Annotated in this window: 31 protein-coding genes; 28 read left to right on the forward strand and 3 right to left on the reverse strand. The window is 49.5% G+C overall.

Annotated elements, in window-relative coordinates; translation table 11 throughout:
• From rpsQ to BLS62_RS25805, 28 genes are all read left to right on the forward strand, one after another.
• Positions 1-243: a 30S ribosomal protein S17 gene (gene rpsQ, locus BLS62_RS25670; protein WP_200798573.1), complete on the forward strand. Its 243-nt coding sequence runs from the start codon at positions 1-3 to the stop codon at positions 241-243.
• A gap of 59 nt (positions 244-302) precedes the next feature.
• A complete protein-coding gene (gene rplN / locus BLS62_RS25675; RefSeq protein WP_093187978.1) occupies positions 303-671 on the forward strand; it encodes a 50S ribosomal protein L14 in 369 nt (122 codons plus the stop codon).
• The gene (gene rplX, locus BLS62_RS25680) at positions 671-988 is read left to right on the forward strand and encodes a 50S ribosomal protein L24 (protein ID WP_093187982.1); all 318 of its coding nucleotides are present in this window, start codon (positions 671-673) and stop codon (positions 986-988) included. Before rplN ends, rplX begins: the two co-directional genes overlap by 1 nt.
• Positions 981-1,538: a 50S ribosomal protein L5 gene (gene rplE, locus BLS62_RS25685; RefSeq protein ID WP_093187984.1), complete on the forward strand. Its 558-nt coding sequence runs from the start codon at positions 981-983 to the stop codon at positions 1,536-1,538. The genes rplX and rplE overlap by 8 nt, the downstream gene beginning before the upstream one ends.
• Before the next feature lie 33 nt (positions 1,539-1,571).
• Entirely contained in the window at positions 1,572-1,877 is a 306-nt protein-coding gene (rpsN, locus tag BLS62_RS25690; protein ID WP_093187986.1) for a 30S ribosomal protein S14, read from the forward strand.
• Positions 1,878-1,889: 12 nt separating this feature from the next.
• Complete coding sequence (rpsH, locus tag BLS62_RS25695) at positions 1,890-2,288, forward strand: 30S ribosomal protein S8 (RefSeq protein WP_093187989.1); 399 nt, start codon at positions 1,890-1,892, stop codon at positions 2,286-2,288.
• Positions 2,289-2,332: 44 nt separating this feature from the next.
• The gene (gene rplF, locus BLS62_RS25700) at positions 2,333-2,866 is read left to right on the forward strand and encodes a 50S ribosomal protein L6 (protein WP_093187991.1); all 534 of its coding nucleotides are present in this window, start codon (positions 2,333-2,335) and stop codon (positions 2,864-2,866) included.
• Positions 2,867-2,877: 11 nt separating this feature from the next.
• Entirely contained in the window at positions 2,878-3,231 is a 354-nt protein-coding gene (gene rplR, locus BLS62_RS25705; protein ID WP_093187994.1) for a 50S ribosomal protein L18, read from the forward strand.
• Between the two features lie 41 nt (positions 3,232-3,272).
• Entirely contained in the window at positions 3,273-3,836 is a 564-nt protein-coding gene (rpsE, locus tag BLS62_RS25710) for a 30S ribosomal protein S5 (RefSeq protein ID WP_093187996.1), read from the forward strand.
• Positions 3,837-3,877: 41 nt separating this feature from the next.
• Complete coding sequence (gene rpmD, locus BLS62_RS25715) at positions 3,878-4,072, forward strand: 50S ribosomal protein L30 (RefSeq protein ID WP_093187999.1); 195 nt, start codon at positions 3,878-3,880, stop codon at positions 4,070-4,072.
• An 18-nt stretch (positions 4,073-4,090) separates the two neighbouring features.
• Complete coding sequence (rplO, locus tag BLS62_RS25720) at positions 4,091-4,558, forward strand: 50S ribosomal protein L15 (protein WP_093188002.1); 468 nt, start codon at positions 4,091-4,093, stop codon at positions 4,556-4,558.
• A gap of 47 nt (positions 4,559-4,605) precedes the next feature.
• Positions 4,606-5,946 carry a preprotein translocase subunit SecY gene (secY, locus tag BLS62_RS25725; protein ID WP_093188004.1) on the forward strand — a complete coding sequence of 447 codons (1,341 nt, stop codon included), beginning with the start codon at positions 4,606-4,608 and terminating at the stop codon, positions 5,944-5,946.
• Positions 5,943-6,515 carry an adenylate kinase gene (locus BLS62_RS25730; protein ID WP_093188007.1) on the forward strand — a complete coding sequence of 191 codons (573 nt, stop codon included), beginning with the start codon at positions 5,943-5,945 and terminating at the stop codon, positions 6,513-6,515. Before secY ends, BLS62_RS25730 begins: the two co-directional genes overlap by 4 nt.
• Before the next feature lie 220 nt (positions 6,516-6,735).
• The gene (gene rpsM / locus BLS62_RS25735) at positions 6,736-7,104 is read left to right on the forward strand and encodes a 30S ribosomal protein S13 (protein WP_093189622.1); all 369 of its coding nucleotides are present in this window, start codon (positions 6,736-6,738) and stop codon (positions 7,102-7,104) included.
• Between the two features lie 65 nt (positions 7,105-7,169).
• The gene (rpsK, locus tag BLS62_RS25740) at positions 7,170-7,559 is read left to right on the forward strand and encodes a 30S ribosomal protein S11 (protein ID WP_093188009.1); all 390 of its coding nucleotides are present in this window, start codon (positions 7,170-7,172) and stop codon (positions 7,557-7,559) included.
• Between the two features lie 79 nt (positions 7,560-7,638).
• Positions 7,639-8,661: a DNA-directed RNA polymerase subunit alpha gene (locus BLS62_RS25745; RefSeq protein WP_093188012.1), complete on the forward strand. Its 1,023-nt coding sequence runs from the start codon at positions 7,639-7,641 to the stop codon at positions 8,659-8,661.
• Positions 8,662-8,741: 80 nt separating this feature from the next.
• Positions 8,742-9,173 carry a 50S ribosomal protein L17 gene (gene rplQ / locus BLS62_RS25750; RefSeq protein ID WP_093188015.1) on the forward strand — a complete coding sequence of 144 codons (432 nt, stop codon included), beginning with the start codon at positions 8,742-8,744 and terminating at the stop codon, positions 9,171-9,173.
• 348 nt (positions 9,174-9,521) lie between these two features.
• On the forward strand, positions 9,522-11,720 hold the full coding sequence (locus tag BLS62_RS25755; protein WP_093188018.1) for a methyl-accepting chemotaxis protein: 2,199 nt from the start codon (positions 9,522-9,524) through the stop codon (positions 11,718-11,720).
• Between the two features lie 247 nt (positions 11,721-11,967).
• The gene (locus BLS62_RS25760; protein WP_093188021.1) at positions 11,968-13,413 is read left to right on the forward strand and encodes a DegQ family serine endoprotease; all 1,446 of its coding nucleotides are present in this window, start codon (positions 11,968-11,970) and stop codon (positions 13,411-13,413) included.
• 37 nt (positions 13,414-13,450) lie between these two features.
• Positions 13,451-14,761: a replication-associated recombination protein A gene (locus BLS62_RS25765; protein ID WP_093188024.1), complete on the forward strand. Its 1,311-nt coding sequence runs from the start codon at positions 13,451-13,453 to the stop codon at positions 14,759-14,761.
• Between the two features lie 91 nt (positions 14,762-14,852).
• On the forward strand, positions 14,853-17,243 hold the full coding sequence (locus tag BLS62_RS25770) for a patatin-like protein (RefSeq protein ID WP_093188026.1): 2,391 nt from the start codon (positions 14,853-14,855) through the stop codon (positions 17,241-17,243).
• 53 nt (positions 17,244-17,296) lie between these two features.
• Positions 17,297-17,677, forward strand: coding sequence for a fluoride efflux transporter CrcB (gene crcB / locus BLS62_RS25775; protein ID WP_093188029.1), 381 nt, complete (start codon positions 17,297-17,299; stop codon positions 17,675-17,677).
• A gap of 181 nt (positions 17,678-17,858) precedes the next feature.
• A complete protein-coding gene (locus BLS62_RS25780; RefSeq protein WP_093188032.1) occupies positions 17,859-18,908 on the forward strand; it encodes an RluA family pseudouridine synthase in 1,050 nt (349 codons plus the stop codon).
• Between the two features lie 29 nt (positions 18,909-18,937).
• Positions 18,938-19,618, forward strand: a complete 681-nt coding sequence (locus tag BLS62_RS25785) for an HAD-IA family hydrolase (protein ID WP_093188035.1) — start codon at positions 18,938-18,940, stop codon at positions 19,616-19,618.
• A complete protein-coding gene (locus BLS62_RS25790) occupies positions 19,618-20,412 on the forward strand; it encodes an ATP12 family chaperone protein (RefSeq protein WP_093188037.1) in 795 nt (264 codons plus the stop codon). Before BLS62_RS25785 ends, BLS62_RS25790 begins: the two co-directional genes overlap by 1 nt.
• A 260-nt stretch (positions 20,413-20,672) precedes the next feature.
• A complete protein-coding gene (bfr, locus tag BLS62_RS25795) occupies positions 20,673-21,158 on the forward strand; it encodes a bacterioferritin (RefSeq protein ID WP_093188039.1) in 486 nt (161 codons plus the stop codon).
• Positions 21,159-21,425: 267 nt separating this feature from the next.
• Positions 21,426-21,911, forward strand: coding sequence for a bacterioferritin (bfr, locus tag BLS62_RS25800; protein ID WP_093188042.1), 486 nt, complete (start codon positions 21,426-21,428; stop codon positions 21,909-21,911).
• 173 nt (positions 21,912-22,084) lie between these two features.
• Complete coding sequence (locus tag BLS62_RS25805) at positions 22,085-23,617, forward strand: acyl-CoA carboxylase subunit beta (RefSeq protein WP_093188045.1); 1,533 nt, start codon at positions 22,085-22,087, stop codon at positions 23,615-23,617.
• Between the two features lie 101 nt (positions 23,618-23,718).
• Here the strand turns inward: BLS62_RS25805 and BLS62_RS25810 are convergent, their stop codons facing one another.
• The 3 genes from BLS62_RS25810 to BLS62_RS25820 all read right to left on the reverse strand — a co-directional run bounded on the left by BLS62_RS25810 (position 23,719) and on the right by BLS62_RS25820 (position 25,037).
• Positions 23,719-24,018, reverse strand: coding sequence for a hypothetical protein (locus BLS62_RS25810; protein WP_093188048.1), 300 nt, complete (start codon positions 24,016-24,018; stop codon positions 23,719-23,721).
• Between the two features lie 399 nt (positions 24,019-24,417).
• Positions 24,418-24,720, reverse strand: a complete 303-nt coding sequence (locus BLS62_RS25815; RefSeq protein ID WP_093188051.1) for a hypothetical protein — start codon at positions 24,718-24,720, stop codon at positions 24,418-24,420.
• 14 nt (positions 24,721-24,734) lie between these two features.
• Positions 24,735-25,037 carry a hypothetical protein gene (locus tag BLS62_RS25820; RefSeq protein ID WP_093188054.1) on the reverse strand — a complete coding sequence of 101 codons (303 nt, stop codon included), beginning with the start codon at positions 25,035-25,037 and terminating at the stop codon, positions 24,735-24,737.
• Positions 25,038-25,146 lie beyond the last annotated feature (109 nt).

Raw genomic sequence — 25,146 nt, forward strand, 5'->3', positions numbered from 1 at the left:
GTGCCAAAGCGTATTTTGCGGGGCGTCGTTGTTGGCGATGCGAACGAAATGACAATCACGGTTAAGGTAGAGCGTCGCTTTACCCATCCGTTATTGAAAAAAGTTGTGCGCCGTACGAAGAAGTATCGTGCACACGATCAAAATAATTCTTACAAGGTTGGTGATCTCGTTCAGATTGAAGAATGTGCTCCAATCTCTAAGAATAAGAAATGGACCGTTGTTTCCTCGGAAGCAGCGAGCTAGTGAACGCATCCAGAGCTTCTAATTATTTAGGACTCTGAGAAAGAACAAGGCGACGAGTCATGATTCAGATGCAAACAAACCTCGACGTAGCCGATAATTCCGGCGCACGTCGTGTCATGTGCATCAAAGTGCTCGGCGGCTCCAAACGGAAGTATGCTGGCGTTGGCGACATTATTGTCGTCTCCGTCAAAGAAGCAATTCCGCGGGGCCGTGTAAAAAAGGGCGACGTGATGAAAGCGGTCGTCGTGCGCACGGCTAAAGACGTCCGTCGCGCCGACGGCAGTGTGATCCGTTTCGACAGCAATGCTGCCGTACTGATCAACAATAACAAAGAACCGATCGGAACACGTATTTTTGGTCCAGTTCCTCGTGAACTGCGTGCTAAGAATCACATGAAGATCATTTCGCTTGCGCCGGAGGTGCTCTGATGCCCGCGAAGATCAAAAAGGGCGACAAAGTCGTCGTTATTGCCGGTCGTGACAAAGGAAAGTCTGGGGAAGTTATCCAGATGTTTCCGTCCGAAAACCGCGCTGTCGTGCGTGGCGTAAATATGGTGCGTAAGCATCAACGCCAGACCCAGCAGAGCGAGGGCGGAATCATCGCAAAGGAAGCTCCTATTCAGCTTTCCAACATTGCCATTGCTGATCCTAAGGATGGCAAACCGACCCGCGTCGGTTTCACGACTAATGAAGCAGGCGTCACAGTACGTGTCGCCAAGCGTTCAGGAGACGTGATTGATGGCTGACGCTACCTTTACTCCACGGCTTAAAGCGCACTACAAAGATGTAGTGCGTGGACAGCTTCAGGAGAAGTTTAACTACACCAACCCAATGATGATTCCTTCGATCGAAAAGATCGTTTTGAACATGGGTGTTGGTGAAGCTGTTGCTGATAGTAAGAAAGTTCGGATCGCTTCTGAAGATCTTAGCTTGATTGCTGGTCAAAAGGCGGTTATTACCCGTGCTAGAAAGTCTATCGCGACCTTTAAGGTTCGTGAAGATATGCCTCTGGGTACTAAGGTTACACTTCGTCGTAATCAGATGTTCGAATTCATGGATCGTTTGATCACAATCGCGCTTCCGCGTGTACGTGATTTCCGCGGCCTGAATCCGAAAAGCTTTGACGGACGTGGCAACTACGCCTTGGGACTGAAAGAACACATTGTTTTCCCTGAAATTGACTACGATAAAGTAGATCAAATGTGGGGCATGGACATTGTCGTTTGCACCAACGCAAAAACTGATGACGAAGCGCGTGAACTGCTGCGCGCGTTCAACTTCCCGTTCCGCAAATAAAAGCGGTATACGGGAAAGGAACGAGGACAGACGATGGCGAAGAAAAGCGCGGTCGAGAAAAATAAGCGGCGTATAGCTCTTGTAAGCAAGTTTGCTGCAAAGCGCGCTGCCCTGAAGGCGACGGCTAAAGACGAAAGTCTTTCTCTTGAGGAACGGTTCACTGCACGGCTCCAGCTTGCTAAGCTGCCGCGCAATTCCGCACCTACAAGGGTACGTAACCGGTGTGAAATCACTGGGCGCCCACGCGGTTATTACCGCAAGCTTAAGATGTCGCGTATTGCGCTTCGTGAGTTGGGTTCCATGGGCAAGATCCCGGGTCTCGTAAAGTCGAGCTGGTAAGGAGTTACTGCTATGTCAATTTCCGATCCAGTCGGTGATATGCTTACGCGCATTCGTAATGCGCAGATGCGTCGCAAATCTAAAGTAAGCACACCTGCTTCTAAGTTACGCGCACGCATTTTGGACGTTTTGGCCTCGGAAGGTTATATCCGTGGTTACACTGCCGTTGATTTCGGTGGTGGTAAGTCCGAAATTGAAATTGAACTGAAGTACTTTGACGGTGCACCAGTGATACGCACGATTGAGCGTGTATCTAAGCCTGGTCGTCGTGTATACTCTTCAGTCAAGAACATTCCACACGTGGCCAATGGCCTCGGTGTTTCTATTCTGTCCACACCTCAGGGTGTTATGGCGGATCATGATGCACGTGATAAAAACGTTGGTGGTGAAGTACTCTGCCGCATCTTCTGATGCGGCAGAGTCCGATTGAGTAAACTAACAGACAGGTTGATCCTATGTCTCGAATTGGCAAAAAGCCAGTCCCCGTGCCAAGCGGGGTAACGGCAACGATCAACGGCCAGAATGTTATCGTAAAAGGCCCGAAGGGGGAGCTCTCCTTCGTGGTCCACGATATTGTTTCGGTCGAAATGACGGATGATGGTATCCGTCTTGATCCGCGCAACCAGACTAAAGCTGCGCGTTCCATGTGGGGTATGTCCCGCACCATGGTCGCAAACCTTATCACTGGTGTAACCTCCGGCTTCGTAAAGCAGCTGGCGATTACCGGTGTTGGTTATCGTGCACAAGTTCAAGGTAAAACCCTTAATCTCGCTCTCGGTTTCTCTCATGATGTCAAATTTGACATTCCTGAGGGTGTTGAGATCAAATGTCCGAAGCCGACAGAAATTGTCATCAACGGCATTGATAAGCAGCAGATAGGGCAGGTAGCCGCGAACATTCGTGAATATCGCCCACCTGAGCCATACAAAGGCAAGGGTATTCGTTATGCGGACGAATTCATCGTTCGTAAAGAAGGCAAGAAGAAGTAACGGTACGGACCATGGCGAATGGAAATTCTTTCGAACGTCGTCGCGCCCGTGTGCGCCGTTCGGTCAAAAAGGTAGCGAATGGTCGTTTACGACTATCCGTCTTCCGCTCATCCAAGCAAATTTACGCTCAGATCATCGACGACGCCAAGGGTGTTACCCTTGCATCTGCGTCTACGATTGAAAAAGACGTAAATGTAGCAAACGGCGGCAACAAAGATGCTGCTGTTGCTGTAGGCAAGCTGATTGCTGAACGCGCTATTGCTGCGGGTATCAAAGAAGTCGTGTTTGATCGCGGTGGTTATATCTATCATGGCCGTGTTCAGGCTTTGGCAGATGCTGCCCGTGAAGGCGGTCTGAGCTTCTGATCAGCGCCTTTTGGTGCTCCTAAATAACGGGAAACATTATTATGGCGAGACAGGATAACCGGGATCGTGAAGAGCGCGACAGCGAATTTGTCGATAAGCTTGTTCACATCAACCGCGTCGCTAAAGTTGTCAAGGGTGGTCGTCGTTTCGGCTTCGCTGCTCTTGTAGTAGTTGGTGATCAAAAAGGCCGCGTTGGCTTTGGTCACGGTAAGGCTCGTGAAGTGCCAGAAGCCATCCGCAAAGCGACTGAAGCCGCTAAGCGTACTATGGTTCGTGTGCCACTTCGTGAAGGCCGTACACTCCATCACGATGTTGAAGGTCAGCATGGCGCCGGGAAAGTTGTGCTTCGCGCAGCTCCTGCAGGTACTGGTATTATTGCCGGTGGTCCTATGCGTGCTGTGTTCGAAACGCTCGGTGTTCAGGATGTTGTTGCGAAGTCCCTCGGAACTTCCAACCCATACAACATGGTGCGTGCGACTTTTGACGCACTGAAAAAAGAAGACAGCCCGCGTTCTGTTGCAGCACGTCGTGGTCTCAAGGTTTCATCCTTGCAGGCACGTCGTCGTGACAAAGACGATGCGGCACCAGTAAAGGCTGAGGCGTAAGCCTCACAGCTTTTGCTGGCTGGAGAACAAGGGTTAGTGTCATGGCTAATACTGAACAGACCGTAACGGTCGAACAGATCGGTAGCCCGCTTCGCCGTCCTGCTGATCAGCGTGCAACGCTGATTGGTTTGGGTTTGAACAAGATGCATCGTCGTCGTACTCTGAAGGATACTCCAGAAGTACGCGGCATGATCCGTAAGGTTCAGCATCTGGTTCGCGTCGTAGACGAAGCATAGCGAACCGGGAGAACTATCATGAAACTCAACGAACTCCGGGATAACCCGGGTGCTGTTAAGGACCGTACACGCGTAGGACGCGGCATCGGTTCTGGCAAGGGAAAGACTGGCGGCCGTGGTGTCAAAGGTCAAAAATCCCGTTCGGGTGTTGCCATTAAGGGTTTTGAGGGCGGGCAGATGCCATTGCATCGTCGTCTTCCAAAGCGCGGCTTCACCAACATTTTTGCTAAGGACCTGAATATCGTGTCCTTGGGACGTGTTCAGACAGCGATTGAAGCCGGTAAGCTTGATGCTTCCGCAACAGTTACTGTTGAAACACTTAAAGCAGCCGGCATTGTTCGCCGCGTTCTGGATGGCGTTCGCCTCCTGTCCGACGGTGAACTGAAGACTGCTGTGAACTTCGAGATTGCTGGTGCTTCCAAAACTGCTGTTGAAGCAGTTGAGAAAGTAGGCGGCAAGGTCGTCATCAAGGAAGGCAAGGCTTAACAGCCTTGCTTTTTTTTGGGGTGTATCCAAACTGACCGGAGCGCGGGATGGCTTCTGCTGCCGAGCAACTTGCTTCAAACTTAAACTTTTCTGCCTTTGCAAAGGCTGAGGAACTGAAGAAGCGGATCTGGTTCACGCTAGGCGCGCTTTTGGTTTACCGATTCGGTACCTATATCCCTCTGCCTGGAATTAATCCTGACGCGCTTGCTCAGGCCTTCGGAAACGTACAGACTGGCATTGTTGGTCTGTTCAATATGTTCTCCGGTGGTGCTGTCGAGCGTATGGCTATTTTTGCCCTCGGCATTATGCCATATATTTCTGCGTCGATTATTATTCAGCTTATGACTTCTGTTGTTCCTTCGTTGGAACAACTGAAGAAAGAGGGTGAACAGGGCCGGAAAAAAATCAACCAGTACACTCGTTTTGGTACAGTGATTTTGGCTACTTTCCAGGCATACGGTATTTCCGTAGGTTTGGAATCTGGCGCGAACATTGTTATCGATCCGGGCTGGTTCTTCCGTATTGCTACTGTTCTTACTCTTGTTGGTGGTACAATGTTCCTGATGTGGCTGGGTGAGCAAATCACCTCACGCGGCATTGGTAACGGCATTTCCCTAATTATTTTCGCCGGTATTGTTGCTGGTCTTCCCTCTGCTATTGCTTCTACATTGGAGCTCGGTCGTCAGGGTGCACTAGCTACGCCAATCATTCTGTTGGTCATTGTGCTTTCAGTTGTGATTATTGGTGTCATTGTATTTATGGAACGTGCACAGCGCAGGTTGCTGATTCAGTATCCTCGTCGCCAACAGGGAAATAAGATGTTCGAGGGGAACACGTCGTTCCTCCCGCTTAAGCTCAATACGGCAGGTGTTATTCCACCGATTTTTGCTAGTTCCTTGTTATTGGTGCCTGCAACCGTTGCTGGCTTCCAAACGGCTGATGCCACTGGTGCGATGGCGTGGTTGACTACAATCACTGCTTTGCTTGGTAATGGCCAGCCGCTTTACATGGCACTTTATGCGACATTGATCGTTTTCTTCTGTTTTTTCTATACCGCGATTGTTTTCAATCCGACGGAAACTGCAGATAACCTCAAGAAACATGGTGGCTTTATACCAGGGATTCGTCCCGGCGAACGGACTGCGCAGTACATTGACCATGTGCTAACTCGTATTACGGTTGTTGGTGCAATATACATTACGTTAATTTGTATGTTGCCAGAGTTCTTGATCTCAGCAACGGGTGTTCCGTTCTACTTCGGTGGTACGTCTCTACTCATTGTTGTTAGCGTTACCATGGATACCGTTTCTCAGATCCAGGGACATCTTCTTGCACATCAGTACGAAGGTTTGGTGAAGAAAACGAAGTTGAAGGGGAAACGCAGATGAGACTGATTCTTCTTGGACCCCCTGGTGCTGGAAAAGGTACTCAGGCGGGCCGACTTGTAGACGCACATGGTATTGTGCAACTTTCTACAGGAGATATGCTTCGCGCGGCTGTTGCCGCTCAAAGCGAAATCGGCCTGAAGGTTAAAGATGTTTTAGCTCGTGGTGAGCTTGTTTCTGATGATCTCATTTGTTCCATTATTTCTGATCGTACAGATCAGTCTGATTGTGCGAATGGTTTTATTCTGGACGGTTTTCCGCGTACCATTGCGCAGGCTGATGCACTTGCTGCATTGCTTGATAAGAAGGGCCAGAGACTCGATGCTGTTGTTCAGTTGAAAGTCAACGAAGGTATTCTTCTTGAACGAATTGAAACACGTGCTCGCGAGAGCGCAGAAATTCGTTCCGATGATAATGCTGAAGCTTTGAAGAAGCGTCTTGCGGTTTATAACGAACAAACAGCTCCACTCGTTCACTACTACGATGAGCGGAATATGCTGATGACTGTTGACGGTATGCGTTCCGTTAACGAGGTTGCTTCTGAAATCGATGCTATTTTGAGCACGGTTTAATCCGTGCTTTTTAAAGGCAGGCGCTTGCGCCTGTCTTCATAATAAAGTATAGCCGGCGCACATCGACACCATAATCGATTGGCGCCGGTTTTCCTTGGGAAACTGAGGCTGATCTTTTTGCTGTGTGATTGGACGCTGTTGCTCTTCGGGGTGAGGGTGTTTTATCTGCAGGAAAATGGGAGAGGGAGCAATCCGCCCCTCGTATTTGGAGAAACGAAACGTGGCACGTATTGCTGGCGTCAACATTCCGACGAACAAGCGCGTAGTTATCGCGCTGCAGTACATTCATGGTATTGGCTCGAAGTTCGCGCAGGAAATTACCGAAAAAACCGGTATTGCTGCAGAGCGTCGCGTTAATGAACTTTCTGATGCAGAAGTTCTGAAAATCCGTGAAGCAATCGACGCAAATTACACCGTAGAGGGTGATCTTCGTCGTAGCACTGCAATGAACATTAAGCGTCTCATGGACCTTGGTTGCTACCGTGGCCTTCGCCACCGTCGTGGTCTGCCTGTTCGTGGTCAGCGCACTCATACCAACGCTCGTACTCGCAAGGGTCCTGCTAAAGCGATCGCTGGTAAGAAAAAATAACTAGCCGGTTTTCCGGTGGAGCCGCCGGCCATACGGCGGTGTAGATATCGAAGTTAGGAATTATAATGGCTAAAGAATCGACGCGCGTGCGTCGTCGCGAACGGAAGAATATTTCTTCAGGTGTCGCGCATGTGAACTCTACGTTCAATAACACCATGATCACGATCACCGATGCACAGGGCAATACGATTTCTTGGTCGTCTGCTGGCGCGCTTGGCTTTAAGGGGTCTCGTAAGTCCACCCCTTACGCAGCACAGGTCGCAGCCGAAGACGCTGGTCGTAAAGCTGCTGAGCACGGCATGCGTACTCTCGAAGTAGAAGTACGTGGACCAGGTTCAGGTCGCGAATCCGCATTGCGTGCGCTCCAGGCTGCAGGTTTTGTTATTACGTCTATCCGTGACGTAACACCAATCCCGCACAACGGTTGTCGTCCTCGTAAGCGTCGCCGCGTCTAACAGTTTGTTAGGCAGTTTTCCACCCAGGCAAGGAATTGTGGGCCATTAGGCCTACGGGATAGCCAGAGGGTATTTAAACGTGACAATTCAGAAAAATTGGCAAGAGCTTATCAAGCCAACTAAACTCGACATTCGTACTGGTGATGATGCCCGCTTTAAAGCTTCTGTAGTTGCAGAGCCGCTTGAGCGTGGTTACGGCCTTACTCTTGGTAATGCCCTGCGTCGCGTGCTGCTGAGCTCCCTTCAGGGTGCTGCAGTGACCGCGATTCAGATCGATGGTGTTCTCCATGAGTTCTCGTCTATTCCTGGCGTTCGTGAAGATGTTACTGACATCATCCTGAACATCAAGGAAATCGCACTTCGTATGGAAAGCGAGGGGCCAAAACGTATGGTTCTGCGGAAGCAGGGTCCAGGTTCGGTCTACGCTGGTGATATTGAAACTGTAGGTGACGTTGAGGTTCTTAACCCCAACTTGCTGCTGTGTAACCTTGATGAAGGTGCTGAAATTCGCATCGAATTCACTGTTAACATCGGCAAGGGTTATGTTCCTGCTGCCGCTAACCGTCCAGAAGATGCTCCGATCGGCTTGATTCCGGTTGACAGCCTTTATTCTCCGGTTAAGAAGGTTTCTTATAAGGTTGAGAACACCCGTGAGGGTCAGGTTCTTGATTATGATAAGCTGTCTATGACTGTTGAAACTGACGGATCTGTGATCCCTGAAGATGCTGTAGCATTCGCTGCACGTATCCTACAGGATCAGCTGTCTATCTTCGTTAACTTCGAAGAGCCGCAGCGTGAAGTTCAAGAAGATACAGTTGCAGAACTTGCGTTCAACCCAGCACTGCTGAAAAAGGTTGATGAGCTTGAGTTGTCTGTACGTTCGGCGAACTGCCTGAAGAACGACAATATCGTCTATATTGGCGATCTCATTCAAAAGACTGAGGCAGAAATGCTTCGTACACCGAACTTCGGTCGTAAGTCTCTTAACGAGATCAAAGAAGTTCTGGCGCAGATGGGCCTGCATCTCGGTATGGAAGTGGCAAACTGGCCACCTGAAAATATCGATGAGCTTGCTAAGCGCTACGAAGACCACCAATATTAAAGGAACAGGAACCAAACGCTTTGCGTGAGGTTCCGGCGATCTACTGTTAGATCGCAATTGACTTAACAAAGGAGAGGGCCATGCGCCACGGTAAATCCGGCCGCAAGCTCAATCGGACGTCAAGCCACCGTAAAGCGATGTTCGCTAACATGGCAGCTTCGCTCATCGAACATGAGCAGATTGTGACGACGCTTCCGAAAGCAAAAGAAATGCGTCCAATCATCGAAAAGCTCATCACTTTGGGCAAACGCGGTGACTTGCATGCACGTCGTCAAGCGATCTCCCAGATCCGTGACATTCCAATGGTAGCAAAACTTTTTGATACCCTTGCGAAACGTTACGCTGATCGCCAGGGTGGCTACGCACGTGTCCTGAAAGCTGGTTTCCGTCATGGTGATAATGCACCAATGGCTGTTATCGAGCTGGTTGAGCGCGATGTAGAAGCTCGCGGCGCTGCTGATCGTGCACGCGTTGCTGCTGAAGAAACTGTAGAAGCGGAAGTTGCTGCGTAAGTTTTTTTCAGAGTTGATTTTAAAAAGGGTGCCTTTGGGTGCCCTTTTTTATTGCCTGAATGACGTTCATCGATGCAAATGATAATAAACTGCGTGATTTATACATACTGAATTGGGGAAATGCATCACGGATGCTGTTTTGGCGTTACCAGCGATAAAAGGACGTGGCTGGAGCATGAATACAACCAATACTGGCAGAGAAAGAACTGCTTATTGCGAAAAAACCCCACCAAATCAGTCCGGTATTCGAATTATTCGTGGATTTGAAAGAAATTTTAAATAATTGTTTTAAGCAGTGCTTAACACTAAAGAATGACTATGCTCCCAACGTATTATTCGGGGGCAGATATGCGATCCATATCTAATAAAAGTGGCTCTGGAGCCTCTTCAGGTGTCATAAACAAATTTAATCGTATTGCTGTTCGGTTGCCAATCATTATGGTTGGCCTTGCAATTGTTGCGAGTGCTGTTGTTGCATTCCTTGGATACACTGGCGCGGAAAGCGCGCTGACAGAGGCTAGTAAGAAACAGCTGGTTCTGGTGGCGCAAGCGCGCAGGGATACCTTGGACGCAAAGCTCATGCGCGTGGATAGCGACATCAAGCGGTTGGTCAAAGGCAATGCGATGCGTGTTGCAATGACAGACCTGCTCGCGTCGATGGACTCGCTGAGTGCCGACAAGGGCGATATCTTGTCCTATTTCCAAAAAAGTGGTTCTACCGCTGCTGATCGCCTTCAGTTGACCGGTGAGGGGAACAAGACATTATATTCTTGGCGCCATTCTGTGGTCCACCCTGATTTTGTGGCCAGCGTAAGTGGCGGCGGGTATGCCGACATCCTCATAATGGATGCCAAGGGCACTGTTATTTATAGTGCTACTAAGTCAGCTGAATTTTTGGAGAATGTGAATAGCGGAAATCTATCCGGATCCTTGTTGAGTGCTGAGTATACAAAAGCAACCAAGGCTTCTGAAGGGGACGTCCTATACTCTGAAATCGCACGGTATGAGCCGGAGGGTGGAGCTCCTTCTCTGTTGATTTCAGCTCCGGTCTATCTGGTGGATTTCGACAAGAAAACTTTCAAAGGTGTCGTTACCATTCGGCTTGATACCTCGTTCTTCGATAGTGTCCTGCAAAATCGTGAGAATATGGGTGAAACCGGCCAGACGTACCTTGCCCGTGTGGACGGGACAATTCTTTCCAATCAGGTCTTGGCAGATAAGCCGACTGCGTTGGTTCTGAAAGATGATCCTGAAGTCGTCGAAAAAGTGGTTGCAGATCTCCTTGCGAACCCGGATACGAATGTGGGCTTTGCTGAAGCCAAAGATCAATTCGTGCTGGCATTGCCGCTTGGGTTTTCAAAAATTCCCGCAGTTATCGTTGCTAAAACTCATGTGAGTGAAGCGATGGCTGTTGTTTATGCGCTCGCAAAAGAGATCATCATCAGCGGCCTGATCGTCTTGGCTGCGGCAGCTGCTGTGGGCATCTTTATGGCCCGGAGCCTTTCTACTCCGCTTAAGCGCTTGTCTTTCAATCTCGACCAGATTGCTGGCGGGAATTTGGAAGTAAAAATTGTCTCGGCTCAGCGTAAAGATGAGATCGGTGACATTGGTCGCGCTGTTGTTTCTTTCCAGAACGGTCTTATTCGTGCGAAAGAACTGGATGCTAAGCAGGAACGTGAGCTCCAAGAGCGCGCCGAGCGAGTTAAGCGCGTTGAGGTTCTGAACGAGAACTTTGATGTTGGCGTTCGTGATATCCTGACAACTGTTACTGATGCTGGTGGCAATCTGGAAACCACTGCAAAGAGCATGGCGAGCATTTCTGAGCAGACCAACTCTGAAGCTCAGACAGTGTCTTCTGCCTCTGAGCAGTCCCTAATGAACCTTCAGGCTGTTGCTGGTGCTGCTGAAGAGCTTTCTGCTACTGTTGGTGAGATTGACCGTGAGGTTCGTCGTTCAGCTGATGTTTCCCAGCAGGCTGCCGAGAAAGCTGCTGCCGCAGAAGTTTCCGTCAACGGTTTGTTGGAAGCTGCGCAACGCATTGGTGAGGTTGTCTCGCTGATTAACGACATTGCTGATCAAACCAACCTTCTGGCGCTTAATGCAACCATTGAGGCTGCGCGTGCTGGTGAGGCTGGTAAAGGCTTTGCGGTTGTTGCTTCTGAGGTGAAGGGGCTTGCGAACCAGACAGGTCAGGCAACTGGTGAAATCAGTATCCAGATCCAATCTGTTCAGGCCGAGACTGAAAAAGCTGTTGCTGCAATTAAAGAGATCAGCGCTGTTATTGGTGACGTGAATGAAGCGACCACGGCGATTGCCGGTGCGGTTCAGGAGCAGGCTGTGACAGCAACTGACATCTCCAGCAATATTCAACAGGTGACGTCTGGCAGTTCTGAAGTTGCACAAGCGATCACGCGTGTGAGTATGATTGCAGGAGACGCGGGTCATGAAGCTGAGAACGTTCTTGGTGCTGCTAACCAGCTGACACAACAGTCAGATGAGCTGAAGGCTATGGTTGAAACGTATCTTGAAAATATTCGAGCTGCATAATCTTCAGTTGAAATATTTGAGATCAAAGAGCGCTGGGGAAACCTGGCGCTTTTTGCTTTTGGAAATGATTTTTCAGTAAGGGCTGTTGGAGACCCAGTGAAATGACTGACCCGTGTTAAATACTTAAAACGAGGAGGTTGGCCTTTTCATTTCCATGTTGCAGACTTATCTGTAGCCTGCTGCTCCCCTTTCTATTGATTATTGTCTTCATTTTCTAAAGAGGGAGCATTGCCGAAGGGATCGACGAATGGGTCAATTTAAGAAATCGGTTGCGCAAATTGCATTGTGCGCGGCTCTTGCGTCTACGGGTGTTATTGCCTCAAACTATTCTAGTGCTCTTGCCGGAGAAAAGACGGTTCCGTCTTCTAAAGCTGAGATTTCACTTTCCTTTGCGCCAGTGGTCAAATCTGTTGCTCCTGCCGTTGTCAATGTGTACGCGAGCCGGACTGTGCAAGAACGCCAACGCCGCTCTCCTTTCTCAGATGATCCTTTTTTCCGCCGTTTCTTTGGCGATCAGTCTGATCGATTTGCGCCACGTTCGCGTAGCCGGGTTCAGAGCTCTTTGGGGTCAGGTGTTATCGTTTCAGAGGATGGCATCATCATCACCAACAACCATGTGATTGCAGGTGCTGATGAGGTGCGTGTTGCGCTTTCTGATCGTCGCGAGTTTGATGCGGACATTATCTTGGCGGATGAACGCACTGATCTGGCTGTTCTCAAAGTGCGAGATCCTGGTAATGCATTCCCGGTTGTTCCGTTTGCCAATTCTGATGAGTTGGAAGTGGGCGACCTCGTTCTAGCGATTGGTAACCCATTTGGTGTGGGGCAAACTGTGACGCAGGGTATTGTTTCTGCCGTCGCCCGAAATCAGGTCGGTGTCTCTGACTACCAGTTTTTCATCCAGACTGATGCTGCGATTAACCCAGGGAACTCGGGTGGAGCGCTTGTTGATTTGAAGGGTCGTCTTGTTGGTGTGAATACAGCAATTTTTACGCGTTCTGGCGGATCCAACGGTATCGGCTTTGCTATCCCGGCAAATATGGTTGAGGTTGTTGCGGCAGCGGCTGAAGAAGGCGGTATAGTGCGGCGACCATGGGTGGGCACCAGCGTTCAGCCTGTTGGTTCTGATCTTGCTGCAAGTCTTGGCCTAGACCGCCCGAGTGGTGTGTTGGTCACGCGTATTCAAGAGGGTAGCCCTGCAGACCGCGCGGGTGTGCAGGTCGGGGATTTGATAACCGCAGTCGGTGGTGCTCAGGTTGATGATCCGGATGCTTACGGATACCGTCTTGCCACGAAAAAAGTAGGTGGAACGACTGTTTTTGAGGTGATGCGGGAGGGAGAATCCCTAAGCCTGAATGTAAGCCTTGAGCGTGCACCGGAAACTGTGGCTAGAGATGTAAGAGAGATCGAAGGGAACTCGCCATTTGCCGGTATGCAGGTTATGAATTTATCACCTGCAGTTGCTGAAGAGCTTCGCATGTACAATGAGTTCTCTGGTGTTGTGATCGCTGATATCAAGACACGGACAAATGCGGCCTATGTTGGCTTTAAGCCGGGTGATATTCTCGTAGATGTGAACGGAAACGAGATTAACACAACCAAAGATCTTGTCGGTGCGACACGCACTCAGCAGCGTGCCTGGAAAATTGCATTCAAGCGTGATGGTCAGCTTCGGCAGGTCAACTTGCGTTAATTCTGCTTTTGAGCAGACAAAAGGAATAAGAGAGACCATGAGTGATCTGTTTTCAGCAAGTGGGATGGATCAGATAGAAAACAGGCCGTTGGCGGATCGCTTACGGCCTCGTGTTCTGGAAGATGTTGTTGGCCAGAGACACCTCCTAGGTGAAAACGGTATCCTAAGCCGTATGCTTCGGTCAGGGTCTTTGGGCTCTCTTATATTCTGGGGTCCTCCGGGGACTGGCAAGACGACGGTTGCGCGGTTACTTGCGGATGCGACCGAGTTGGAGTTCGAACAGATCTCCGCTATTTTCTCCGGTGTTGCTGATCTCAAGAAATGCTTTGAGCGTGCCAGAGGACGACGTATTTCCGGCAAACGGACATTGCTTTTTGTTGACGAAATCCATCGTTTTAACCGAGCGCAGCTGGATAGTTTTCTGCCGGTTATGGAAGACGGGACTATTACGCTCGTTGGGGCGACCACGGAGAACCCAAGCTTTGAGCTTAATGCCGCGCTGTTGTCTCGTGCGCATGTTCTTCCGTTTGAATCCTTGAATGAAGATGCGCTCATTGATCTGCTGAAACGCGCAGAAGACGAGATGGGTCGTGAACTGCCATTGGACGAGGAAGCACGGCTTTCCTTGGTACGGATGGCGGATGGTGACGGTCGGTCTGCACTTACTCTGTCTGAGGATGTCTGGAGAACAGCTGGTGAAGGTGAAATCTTTGATGCTGCTCGTCTTTCTGATGTGGTGCAGCGCCGTGCTCCGATTTACGATAAAAGTAAGGATGGCCATTACAACCTCATCTCAGCACTTCATAAGTCTATTCGTGGGTCTGATCCTGATGCCGCTCTTTATTGGATGTGTAGGATGATGGAAGGGGGCGAGGATCCTATGTTTATCCTGCGCCGTCTGACCGTGATGGCTTCGGAAGATATTGGGATGGCCGATCCTCAAGCGCTTGTGCAGGTTAATGCAGCTCGGTTTGCTTATCAGCTGGTTGGCTCGCCGGAAGGTGAGTATGCGCTGGCACAGGCAGCTGTGTATTTGGCGACGGCTCCAAAATCCAACGCATCTTATCTGGCTTATAAGAGTGCGCGGCAGGATGCGAAACAACATGGCTCTTTGGTGCCGCCGAGGCATATCCTGAACGCGCCAACCAAGCTCATGAAAGAAATGGGTTACGGAGATAGTTACCAGTATGACCATGACGCGCCGGATGCTTTTTCTGGTCAGGATTATTTCCCCGAAAAGATGGGTCGTCAGAAATACTACGAGCCTAATGCGCGTGGCTTTGAACGGGATATTCAGAAGCGTTTGGACTATTGGGACCGCCTAAGAAAAGAGCGTTCTACTAGCTAAACTCAGGTACACGTAACTTTGTTTCGGTTTCCTGATTGCAATCGGGCATCCTTCTTCGCACATTGACCTATGATTATTTGCGGTGTGTGAGATGCGACAACTCGAATTACGACTTGGGCTGGTTCTTTATGGCGGGGTTTCTCTTGCAATCTATATGCATGGGGTAACGCGGGAACTGCTTAATCTGCAGCGTGCCTCTCATGCCCTTCATCAAGTGCGACGCGATCGTGAGCGCGGTGTTGAAAGCGATGTTGTTCTTGAAGGCTCTGCAAAATCCTACTTCGATTTGCTAGAGAGTTTTACCCCACAATTGGACCTGCGGGTTGTTATTGATGCGATCTCCGGCGCATCAGCTGGTGGTGTAAACGCTATCATGTTGGCCCGGGCGCTGGCGCATGACCTTCCCTTAAAACACCACAGTGATTTATGGCTCGAACTTGCGGATGTCGATAAGCTGGCTAATGAAGCGTCGGGCTTGCGTAAACACGCTAAGCGGGCGCTAGCTCCTATTTTGGATAGGCTGCTGGTTCTGCTGGGAACTGATGTGCCTGCGGATAAAGAGGCGCGCAACAAACTTCGGAACTTCATCAGTTCTCGCTGGTTTACTCCTCCGTTCTCTGGTGAGCGATTTTCTGGATGGTTGCTTGATGCCTGCCGCGCTATGGATGAGGCTGATTGCGGTGAGACGCTGATCCCCTTTGGGCAGCGGTTGGAGCTGTTTGTTACGCTCACAGATTTTCACGGTGTGCTGCGGAAAATTGCGTTGCATGATCCTGAATATATTGAGGAGTTGGATCACCGACGCATCATCAAGTTCAGCGCTCATCACTTTGTGCCCAACGGTTTGCAGAGTGAAATGAGCCGGGATTTTATTCCTGAACTGGTATTTGCCGCACGTGCAACTTCAAGTTTTCCGGGTGCATTTCCTCCCATGAGTGCTGAGGAGATGGATAAGGTTCTTGAGGCCCAGGACATGCGGTGGCCGGGACGGGAGAAGTTCTTGACGAACGTCTTGCATGCGCGATGTGATGCGGAGAGCGAGCGTCTTTTTATTGATGGCTCTCTGGTTATGAACAAGCCGTTCCAACCCTTGATCGATTCTATTGCTCAGCGACCAGCGGCAAGAGAGGTTGTGCGGCGATTGCTTTATCTTGACCCCTTGCCATTTTCTCGTGGGGATGTGCCTTCAGACCCAGAGGCACCGGGTTTCTTTAAAAGTATTTTTGCCTCACTTGCACATATCCCTCGCAATGAACCAATTGGGGATGAATTGCAGGAGATTGAGCATATCAATTTGAAAGTGCGGCGGATTCAGGAAGTGGCAGATGCGGCTTTGCCGGTGGTGCGGAAAGAAGTGAAGGTAATACTGGAAAAACAAGGGAGACCTCCCCAAAATGAAGGTGATTTCTCTGTTGTTCGTGAAAGCGCTGAAGCGGCGTCTATGGAACATTCTGGCTTTGCAAACGCCGGCTATTTGCAGCTTCGATTAGGGCATTTGGCCCATAGGCTCGTATTGCTCATGGCAGATCTTTCCAAAGCAGGTGGTGATGGCTGCATCGAGAAGGAGGAGGAGGTGCAGCTGTGGTCCTGGGAGAGTGTGGAAAAGACAATCGTCAAAGCTCTGACATTTTCCATGGAAAACGAAGTGGACCGAGATCAGGTTAAAATGCTCTGTGAGTTGCGGACGCTGGACGTGGACTACCGCATTCGCCAGCTGCGTTTCCTCATCGAACAAATCAACAAATACTACCACCATAACGAGATTGTCGGTTCTGCTGAGTTTGCCAGACATTTGGACGTGTTTAAGCGGGAGCTGTATGAACAGATTGCAAATCTGCGCAACAGATGGTCTGAGGGATTTTATGGCACGGAGACAGTCCAACTTTCCAAGTTGCTGAAGGGGGTACCTTCCAGCATAGAAAACGTGCGAACTGTCCTCAATGTCCTGAGCTCGCGGATGGGATTGGCTGATCTTGACCGTTTGACGGATTCGCTTGTGTTTGATGGTGTCCAGAAGTTGAAAGACTTGAAAGCTGGTCAGGAAATCCTTGAGAGTTATATTGGTTTTTCGTTTTTTGACACGAGCATGTTCCCCGTACAGCAAGCGCTTGATGCATTTGAATTGCGAAAGATTGAGGTTGGGCGGATCAGCCCCAGGGATTCACCAGTGCTATGTCCCGGAGGTGTTGAACTCAAGGGTGTGCAGCTGCAGATGTTTGGCGCATTTTTCAACAAGGGTTGGCGAGAGCATGACTATCTTTGGGGGCGATTAAATGCAGCGGAACGGTTGGTGCGGCTGCTGCGCGATGTCTATCACCAAAGCTATGGAGCGGATAAGCAGATTGCACCGGATGATGACATGCATCTGAGGGGGGCATTCCTTGATATTCTGGAGGAGGAAGAGACACATCTGGAAGATCAAGCTCAGTTGATTGAATCCTGCCGTGAGCGAGTGGACAAGGTGTTCTCTAAGGGATGTTAGCTATGCACAAATTTATAGAAGACAGCCCCAGATAAATCCGTTAGTGAAAAGACATGAAGCATCTTATTCTTGTCGCTATCGGTGGTGGTGTGGGGGCCGTCTGCCGCCACTTAATCTCAATGGCTGGGCTGCGTCTTCTCGGATCTGGATTTCCATGGGGAACCGTTGCCGTTAACATTCTTGGTTCTTTGTTTATGGGGATCTTTATTGAGGTTCTGGCACAGCGCCTGAATGGCTCTTCTGAACTCAGGTACCTCATTGCAACTGGATTCCTAGGTGGTTTTACAACCTTCTCTACGTTCTCGTTGGATGTTGCTGTTTTGTGGGAACGTGGCGAGCTGGTTACGGCTGCTGCCTACGTGCTTATGTCACTTATTCTGTCCGTCTCCGCACTTTTTATTGGGCTTTATCTGACACGACAAGTCTTAACCTAATTTTGCAGTTTCCCTCGAAAACTCATAGAAACTTGATGGTTTTTTGCTTTTGAAGGCATTCCCTCACGTGAAACACTTGCATGTTTTGTCCTCAGCTGCCAAATGAGCGCCAACGAATTTAATCAGAAACGGTTGGCGCGCTGTTGTTTGCTGCCTCCCTCAAACGTCAGGACGTTAGCCCATGAGTGGCTCCGAGAAAAAAGAAGTAACCCCAATCAAAGGCAGCAGCCCGGTTAAGATCGAAATGCGCCGTGTTGATGCAGACGAAACCGGTATGCGGTTGGATCGCTGGTTTAAAGAAAATTTCCCAGAACTCGGGTTTGGTCGCTTACAGAAATTGTTGCGGACTAAACAGGTTCGTGTGGACGGCAAACGCGCTGAAAGCTCTACCCGGTTGGTAACTGGACAGGAAGTTCGCATCCCACCGCTTGGTGTTGAGCTTGCTGCTGATGATCGTGCTAATGCAAGGCCGCGTGCCCGCAAACAAGTCGATAGCGACCGTGAAGCTATTGAACAGATGATGCTGTTTGAAGATGCCCATGTGATGGTGCTGAACAAACCAGCTGGCCTTGCTGTTCAGGGCGGTTCTGGATTGACACGCCACGTGGATGGCATGCTTGATGCGTTTGCCAATCAGAAGGGCGATAAGCCTCGCCTTGTTCACCGTCTTGACCGTGAAACCTCCGGTATTTTGCTCATTGCAAAAACGCGTCGTGCGGCTCAGGAGCTGACAAAGGCATTTCGTCACCGGAATACGCGCAAGATTTACTGGGCTATGGTTGCAGGTGTGCCAAAGCCAAAACAGGGCCGTATCTCAACCCATCTTGCTCGCGATGAAAGCGAAGAGCGTATGAAGATTGTCCGTCACGGTGTTGAGGATTCTCAGCACGCGGTCAGCCTTTACAGCGTTGTTGAGCAGTCTGGACAAAAGCTATCCTGGGTCAGCCTTAAGCCTGTTACCGGTCGGACGCACCAGCTTCGCGCCCATGCAGCCCATATTGGTTGCCCGATTATTGGTGACCCGAAGTACTTTAACATTACGAACTGGGAATTGCCGGGCGGCATTCAAAACAAGCTGCACCTTTTGGCGCGGCGCATTTTGATTCCTCATCCTTCTGGAAACGGCGTCATTGATGTTTCGGCTCCTCTGCCTCCACACATGCAGCAGACATGGAATTTGCTGGGTATGGATGTGAAGGAATACGACCCTGAAATGAACGATCCTGAATAAAGTTTCTATTCAAACGTGGTTTGAGCTCTATGTATCTTATTGTTTTTGACTGTGATGGCACGCTTGCGGATAGCCAAAACAACATCATGACCGGGTTTGAAGCTGGTTATAAAGCGGTCGGATTGCCTGTTCCTTCTCGGGAAGAGGTTCTCCAGACGGTTGGCCTGACGCTTGATGTTGCTTTTGAGAAGCTTCTCGGTCGGAGTGATCCTGAGCTTATTACTCGCATGATTGAAGGTTACCAGCAGGTGATCTGGAATATGCGTGCAGAAGGCGCTGAGCATGACCCGCTTTATGAGGGGACACTTGAAGCGCTGAATGCTCTTGCTGGCATGGATGATGTTCTGCTTGGTATCGCGACGGGGAAGCATTCTCGCGGTATGAAGCATCTAATTGCTCTGCATAAACTGGAAGGCAAGTTTGTAACCGTACAAACGGCGGACGTTGCACCTTCCAAGCCTCATCCAGGTATGTTGTACCAAGCGATGAACGAGGCGGGCATTGATCCTGAAAACACCATAATGATAGGTGATACTACCTATGATATGCAGATGGCGTGCAATGCAGGTGTAAAATCTGTAGGCGTCACTTGGGGCTACCATAGCGCAGAAGACGTGAAGAACGCAGGCGCGACCCATGTCATCAATCAGTTTAGTGAGCTAATTCCGGTGCTTTCGAAGCACTTCATGTGGAATGGAGAAGTCGCATAATGCGTGACGTTTTTGAGCAGATTGCAGAGGATATCGCAAGAGGGCCTGTTGATGCAGTACAGGCGGCGCGTGCGCACAGCAAACAGAACTTGCCTAAGCGGTTTTATGAGCGTGTAAGCGTTGAACTAAAAGACGATGTTTATGCCGTTCTCCTTGATGGTAGCTCTATCAAAACGCCAGCTCGGAATACCTTGGTGTTTAAAGATGAGACGATCGCTGAGGGTGTCGCGGCGGAATGGGAGTTGCAGGAGGAGGAAATTGATCCAGCCACCATGCCGCTCACCCGCATTGCGCACTCCGCTATAGATTCTGTTGAAGACAAATTTGGTGATGTGGCCGATGAAATTACCCGGTACGCGGGTAATGATCATTTGTGCTACCGCGCTGAGGCACCTGCTGAACTGGTGGAACGCCAGAAAAACCAGTGGGACCCTGTGATTGAATGGGCTGAAAATCTATTTGGTGGGTCGTTTGAACTTGCCAAGGGGATCATTCATGTTGCGCAGGATGCTGCGATTACGCGCGCCTATCGTGAGCAACTGAATAAGTACGATGCACTTCAACTCGCCGGCATCCATACCGTGACGTCTATCTCGGGCTCTGCGCTTCTTGCGCTGGGGCTTGCGGAAAAAGCATTTGATGCTGACATTGTTTGGTCTGCAGCTCATGTGGATGAGGACTGGAACATCGAGCTGTGGGGGCAGGATGATGAAGCCGCCCGTATTCGTCGTTTTAAGCACGAGGAATTCATGGCTTCTGTGCTTATTCTTGTAGGTGTGCCTGAGGAAGAATAGATCTTTTTGTTGCTAAATGTAATGATTTTGGAAAGCGCAACACCCAGTTGCGCTTTTTTGTTTTATCGCCGGTTATCGGACACCAACATGCGTGCAATTAAACGTTTGGTGTATGTGGTTTCTTGAAAAGATATTATCTGCAATAACATCGAATCTGTTGAAGAGTATGGCCGCTAGGCCATATGTAGGGTGTATACCCGTTTGAAGCGGGAAGATCGTCGACCATTGGAATAATCAATAATTTTGAAGGAATCCCGCTGATGAAACATAATGAAAAAGTAATAGAGCGGTTGAATGAAGCGCTGCGTTTAGAACTTGGTGCGGTGAACCAGTACTGGCTGCATTTTCGTCTGTTGGAAGACTGGGGTTTTGGCAAGCTTGCGCAAAAAGAGCGTGAAGAGTCCATTGAGGAAATGCAGCACGCAGATAAACTGATTGAGCGCATTCTTTTCCTCGGCGGTCACCCGAATATGCAGAGCATTGGCTCGCTGAAAATCGGCGCAAACCTGAAAGAGGTTCTGGAATCAGACCTTTCTGGCGAGCATGAAGCGCGCACCTCTTACAAAAAAAGCCGTGAGATTTGCGATGAAGAAGGTGATTACGTCACCATGAAATTGTTTGATGATCTGCTGGCAGATGAAGAAGGTCACATTGATTTTCTTGAAACCCAGCTTGATCTTCTGGCGAAGATTGGCGAGCAAAACTATGGCGCGCTTAACGCCAAATCTGCAGATCAAGGCGAATAATCCTTTTTATTCCTAGTTGATTAGTTAAGGAGCTGCCTTTTTGGTGGCTCCTTTTTTATTGCCCTAAACTTGTCTTTGTCGGGCTAGTGGTTCGTTAGCAACAATCCTCGATTTGGGTAGGCGCGCCTCTCTGTTGATCTATGTTTATGATGAAAGACATTTCCCATGATCAGCACGCAGGGCAGCCGGCCAAATGAGACAGCACTGAAGAGGTGGGTTGGCGGAAAAATGCGTACCTAAAGGAGCGGCAGTCAGCGCCGGGATTTTATGAAAGCAAAAGACGGTATCATCGAACGCCTAAACATTGCCATTTCCATGGAACTTGGGGCAGTCAATCAATACTGGGTGCATTACAGGTTGCTTGCAGATTGGGGCTACACCAAGCTGGGGAAGAAGGAGCGCGCTGAATCCATTGAGGAAATGGGACACGCGGACCGGCTTATTGAACGTATTGTTTTTTTGGAGGGGCGTCCCAACTTGCAACATGTTGCTCCGTTGCGCATTGGCTCGACAGTTAAGGAAACGTTGGAAGCTGACCTTGCCGGAGAGCGTGAGGCTATTCAATATTATGGCGAATCCCGCCGGTTTTGTGAGCAGCAGGGTGATTTTGTTACAATGGCGTTGTTTGACTCACTTTTAGCGGATGAAGAAGGCCATTGTGACTACCTGGAGACTCAACTTGAACTTTTAGGGCAAATTGGCGAAGAAAAGTATGGATTGCTGAATGCAGGTAGCGCAGAGGAATCCGGCTAGTTTTTGACACGAGAAATGGCATAAAAGCTTGGTTTTCTGCAGGGTCTTACGGGTAGAATTGTGAGGTAGATCGGTTGCATTTGGCTGATGCTCTCAATCCAACGGCTCACTAGTTTTATTGCGTAGGGGCGTGCTAGGAGATATCTCAGTTAGATTGGGAGCTGAGATATCTTATGAAGGAAGTTCTGGCTGAATTGGAAAAACGGCGCGATGAAGCGCGGCTTGGTGGAGGGCAGCGCCGGATTGATGCGCAGCATAAGCGCGGAAAGTTGACCGCACGAGAGCGCATTGAAATTCTGTTAGATGAAGGTTCCTTTGAAGAATACGACATGTTCAAGCAGCATCGCTGTACTGAATTTGGTATGGAGGAAACGCATTTTCCAGGAGATGGTGTTGTAACGGGCTGGGGTACGATCAATGGTCGTACGGTCTATCTCTTCTCCAAGGACTTTACGGTGTTCGGCGGCTCACTTTCTGAGACCCACGCTGAGAAGATTATGAAAATCCAGGACATGGCGCTGCAGAACCGCGCGCCGATCATTGGTATTTTCGATGCAGGTGGCGCGCGAATTCAGGAAGGTGTTGCTGCACTTGGTGGATATGGCGAGGTGTTCTGGCGTAATATTCAAGCGTCCGGCGTTATTCCGCAGATTTCCGTGATTATGGGCCCATGTGCCGGTGGTGATGTGTATTCACCCGCCATGACTGACTTTATTTTCATGGTGCGCGACACATCCTATATGTTTGTGACCGGCCCTGATGTTGTGAAAACAGTGACCAACGAGACCGTAACAGCGGAAGAGTTGGGTGGTGCGAGTATTCACACGACCAAATCATCCATTGCGGATGGTGCTTTTGACAATGATGTTGAGGCGTTGCTGCAGATCAGGCGGTTGGTTGACTATCTGCCAATGAACAATAAGGCCTGCCTTCCAGAGTTGGAAGTTTATGATGACCCAGCTCGTTTGGATGAGAGTCTGAACACGCTGGTTCCCGATAATCCGAATAAACCTTACGACATGCGGGAATTGATCCTGAAGACTGTCGACGAGCGTGACTTTTTCGAGATTCAGGAGAGCTTCGCGGGCAATATCATAACCGGGTTTGGCCGTATTGAAGGTCGTAGTGTTGGTATTGTGGCTAACCAACCCATGGTTCTTGCTGGTGTGTTGGATAGTGATGCGAGTCGCAAAGCTGCACGTTTTGTTCGGTTCTGCGATTGCTTCGGCATTCCGCTTGTTACCTTCGTGGATGTTCCTGGCTTTTTGCCGGGAACTGCGCAGGAATATGGTGGGTTGATCAAGCATGGCGCGAAGTTGTTGTTTGCTTATGGCGAGGCGACCGTTCCAAAAATCACGGTTATTACGCGTAAGGCTTATGGCGGTGCGTATGATGTGATGAGCTCCAAGCACATTCGCGGCGATGTGAACTATGCATGGCCATCCGCTCAGATTGCTGTGATGGGTGCAAAAGGCGCAACCGAGATTCTTTACCGCTCAGAATTGGGTGATCCAGAGAAAATTGCAGAGCGCACGAAGGATTATGAGGATCGCTTTGCGAATCCGTTTGTTGCCGCAGAGCGTGGCTATATTGATGAGGTGATCATGCCTCAGGCAACCCGCATGCGTATTTCGCGGGCTCTCGCTATGCTGCGAACCAAGGACCAGCAGATGCCTTGGCGTAAGCACGATAATATTCCGCTCTAAATAGCGATAAGCTTGCATGAAACAACAAGAGCCCCAACCTTCATTTGAAGGTTGGGGCTCTTGTTGTTGGGGGAGGATACCTAACTTGGGGCGAGCTAGGCTTAACTGTCGTTGTTATCTACGACGCAGGTGTATCCGATGAGGGAGGCATTGGAGTCCTTAGTAACGACGTAGGCGCTTTGTGTTTCTTCGTTTGGAGAACAGTAAGAACCGTTTGCTACGTAACGGTCATAAAGGCCTGGGCCAGTTGCCAGAACGATTGCACCGCGATCTTGAACCAGTTCTTTAACCTGTGAACTAGACAGATCAACAGTGCTTGTAAGAGGAACGTTCATAGCCTGAGCAACAGAAGCAGCAGAGATGAGGCCGAGTACGGAAAGGGTCAGAGCGATCTTTTTCATTGTGATTAACTTTCAATTTTTTAAGTTTTATAGATGGGTTTGACCTGTACTTAATAAGTATTCAGATCTGTATATTCTTTAGATTTGTTGCTTTAATCTGTATTTGTCATTGATGGTGCGTCCCTATTTCTAATCATTGTCAGTTGTTATTATTTTATCGGCGGATTGTTGTTTCCGTCTGTAGGTATATAGATAACCATATCAAAAAATAATTATGTGTTACGCAACACAAAATCACCAATTTGCTTACTCTGGACTGTGGATTTGTCAGTTCACAACTTTGTTATTCTTGAAGGTGTTAAGTAAAATGTGATGTGGATCACTGTGAGGGTAATTCAACCACTCTGAAACCTGTCGTTTGTAATGAAATGTCGCCGAGGAGAGTGTTTGCTCGCCTGATCAGTCAAAAAAGTCGAAATCATTGTCGTAAGGTGGCTCGCAGGAGTAGCCAATAAAGCATTTCTTTTGATCTTTTGTCGGAACCCACCTGCTCTTCAGGCGTTCGGGGGGCTGGCAAAACCGCAAACTGCTGACGAAACGATCATACGTACGAACGCCTGTGCTGAGCACTATACCACCGGATTTTTGTACCAACGTCTGCGTTTGCTGACAGGTCATCGTACGTGTATCTGGCCGCGCTTGTGCGGTTATGGTGGTTGCCAGAATGAGGCCTGCTGATGTGAGGAGGGTTGAGAGGAACATTTTATATTCCCCTCCTACTGATTGCGACGGGTGCGAGGTGAACAGCTATAGCCTATCTGACAGCTTTTCTCGTCAAGTGTGGGGACCCACTTCCGGCGCAGAACCTCGTTGTGCAGGCAATATCTTATATCACTGACATAGCGATCATAGGTTCTAGGCCCCGTATTTAAAACGATGCCACCGGTTTTGTTGACGAGGCTCTTGGCCAGCTCGCAGGTGAGTTTTGTCGTGTCAGGTCTTGCTTGCGCTTGTGCAGAGGCAGCCCAGAGCAGGGTGATGAGAGAGCTGGCAACAATGGTCGTGGGAACATGTCTCATGACGTCAGCTAGTCCTTACAAACAGGTGATGTTTGTGACTTTAAAAGCCGCAGTTTCTTCTGTTTTGCAGGGAATACCCGGGTTGTGCGAGTATGAAGACGCGGCGTGG

Source organism: Pseudovibrio sp. Tun.PSC04-5.I4, assembly GCF_900104145.1.
Lineage (GTDB): Bacteria > Pseudomonadota > Alphaproteobacteria > Rhizobiales > Stappiaceae > Pseudovibrio.

Coding starts and splice junctions, on each gene's coding strand:
- rpsN (WP_093187986.1), top strand. CDS start 1,572: ATGGCGAAGAAAAGCGCGGTCGAGAAAAATAAGCGGCGTATAGCTCTT.
- BLS62_RS25770 (WP_093188026.1), top strand. CDS start 14,853: ATGCGACAACTCGAATTACGACTTGGGCTGGTTCTTTATGGCGGGGTT.
- rplO (WP_093188002.1), top strand. CDS start 4,091: ATGAAACTCAACGAACTCCGGGATAACCCGGGTGCTGTTAAGGACCGT.
- BLS62_RS25815 (WP_093188051.1), bottom strand. CDS start 24,720: ATGTTCCTCTCAACCCTCCTCACATCAGCAGGCCTCATTCTGGCAACC.
- BLS62_RS25730 (WP_093188007.1), top strand. CDS start 5,943: ATGAGACTGATTCTTCTTGGACCCCCTGGTGCTGGAAAAGGTACTCAG.
- crcB (WP_093188029.1), top strand. CDS start 17,297: ATGAAGCATCTTATTCTTGTCGCTATCGGTGGTGGTGTGGGGGCCGTC.
- BLS62_RS25785 (WP_093188035.1), top strand. CDS start 18,938: ATGTATCTTATTGTTTTTGACTGTGATGGCACGCTTGCGGATAGCCAA.
- BLS62_RS25805 (WP_093188045.1), top strand. CDS start 22,085: ATGAAGGAAGTTCTGGCTGAATTGGAAAAACGGCGCGATGAAGCGCGG.
- bfr (WP_093188039.1), top strand. CDS start 20,673: ATGAAACATAATGAAAAAGTAATAGAGCGGTTGAATGAAGCGCTGCGT.
- secY (WP_093188004.1), top strand. CDS start 4,606: ATGGCTTCTGCTGCCGAGCAACTTGCTTCAAACTTAAACTTTTCTGCC.
- BLS62_RS25820 (WP_093188054.1), bottom strand. CDS start 25,037: ATGAGACATGTTCCCACGACCATTGTTGCCAGCTCTCTCATCACCCTG.
- rplF (WP_093187991.1), top strand. CDS start 2,333: ATGTCTCGAATTGGCAAAAAGCCAGTCCCCGTGCCAAGCGGGGTAACG.
- rplN (WP_093187978.1), top strand. CDS start 303: ATGATTCAGATGCAAACAAACCTCGACGTAGCCGATAATTCCGGCGCA.
- BLS62_RS25810 (WP_093188048.1), bottom strand. CDS start 24,018: ATGAAAAAGATCGCTCTGACCCTTTCCGTACTCGGCCTCATCTCTGCT.
- rplX (WP_093187982.1), top strand. CDS start 671: ATGCCCGCGAAGATCAAAAAGGGCGACAAAGTCGTCGTTATTGCCGGT.
- rpsH (WP_093187989.1), top strand. CDS start 1,890: ATGTCAATTTCCGATCCAGTCGGTGATATGCTTACGCGCATTCGTAAT.
- rplE (WP_093187984.1), top strand. CDS start 981: ATGGCTGACGCTACCTTTACTCCACGGCTTAAAGCGCACTACAAAGAT.
- BLS62_RS25760 (WP_093188021.1), top strand. CDS start 11,968: ATGGGTCAATTTAAGAAATCGGTTGCGCAAATTGCATTGTGCGCGGCT.
- BLS62_RS25755 (WP_093188018.1), top strand. CDS start 9,522: ATGCGATCCATATCTAATAAAAGTGGCTCTGGAGCCTCTTCAGGTGTC.
- BLS62_RS25790 (WP_093188037.1), top strand. CDS start 19,618: ATGCGTGACGTTTTTGAGCAGATTGCAGAGGATATCGCAAGAGGGCCT.
- bfr (WP_093188042.1), top strand. CDS start 21,426: ATGAAAGCAAAAGACGGTATCATCGAACGCCTAAACATTGCCATTTCC.
- rplQ (WP_093188015.1), top strand. CDS start 8,742: ATGCGCCACGGTAAATCCGGCCGCAAGCTCAATCGGACGTCAAGCCAC.
- rpmD (WP_093187999.1), top strand. CDS start 3,878: ATGGCTAATACTGAACAGACCGTAACGGTCGAACAGATCGGTAGCCCG.
- BLS62_RS25780 (WP_093188032.1), top strand. CDS start 17,859: ATGAGTGGCTCCGAGAAAAAAGAAGTAACCCCAATCAAAGGCAGCAGC.
- rpsE (WP_093187996.1), top strand. CDS start 3,273: ATGGCGAGACAGGATAACCGGGATCGTGAAGAGCGCGACAGCGAATTT.
- rplR (WP_093187994.1), top strand. CDS start 2,878: ATGGCGAATGGAAATTCTTTCGAACGTCGTCGCGCCCGTGTGCGCCGT.
- rpsK (WP_093188009.1), top strand. CDS start 7,170: ATGGCTAAAGAATCGACGCGCGTGCGTCGTCGCGAACGGAAGAATATT.
- BLS62_RS25765 (WP_093188024.1), top strand. CDS start 13,451: ATGAGTGATCTGTTTTCAGCAAGTGGGATGGATCAGATAGAAAACAGG.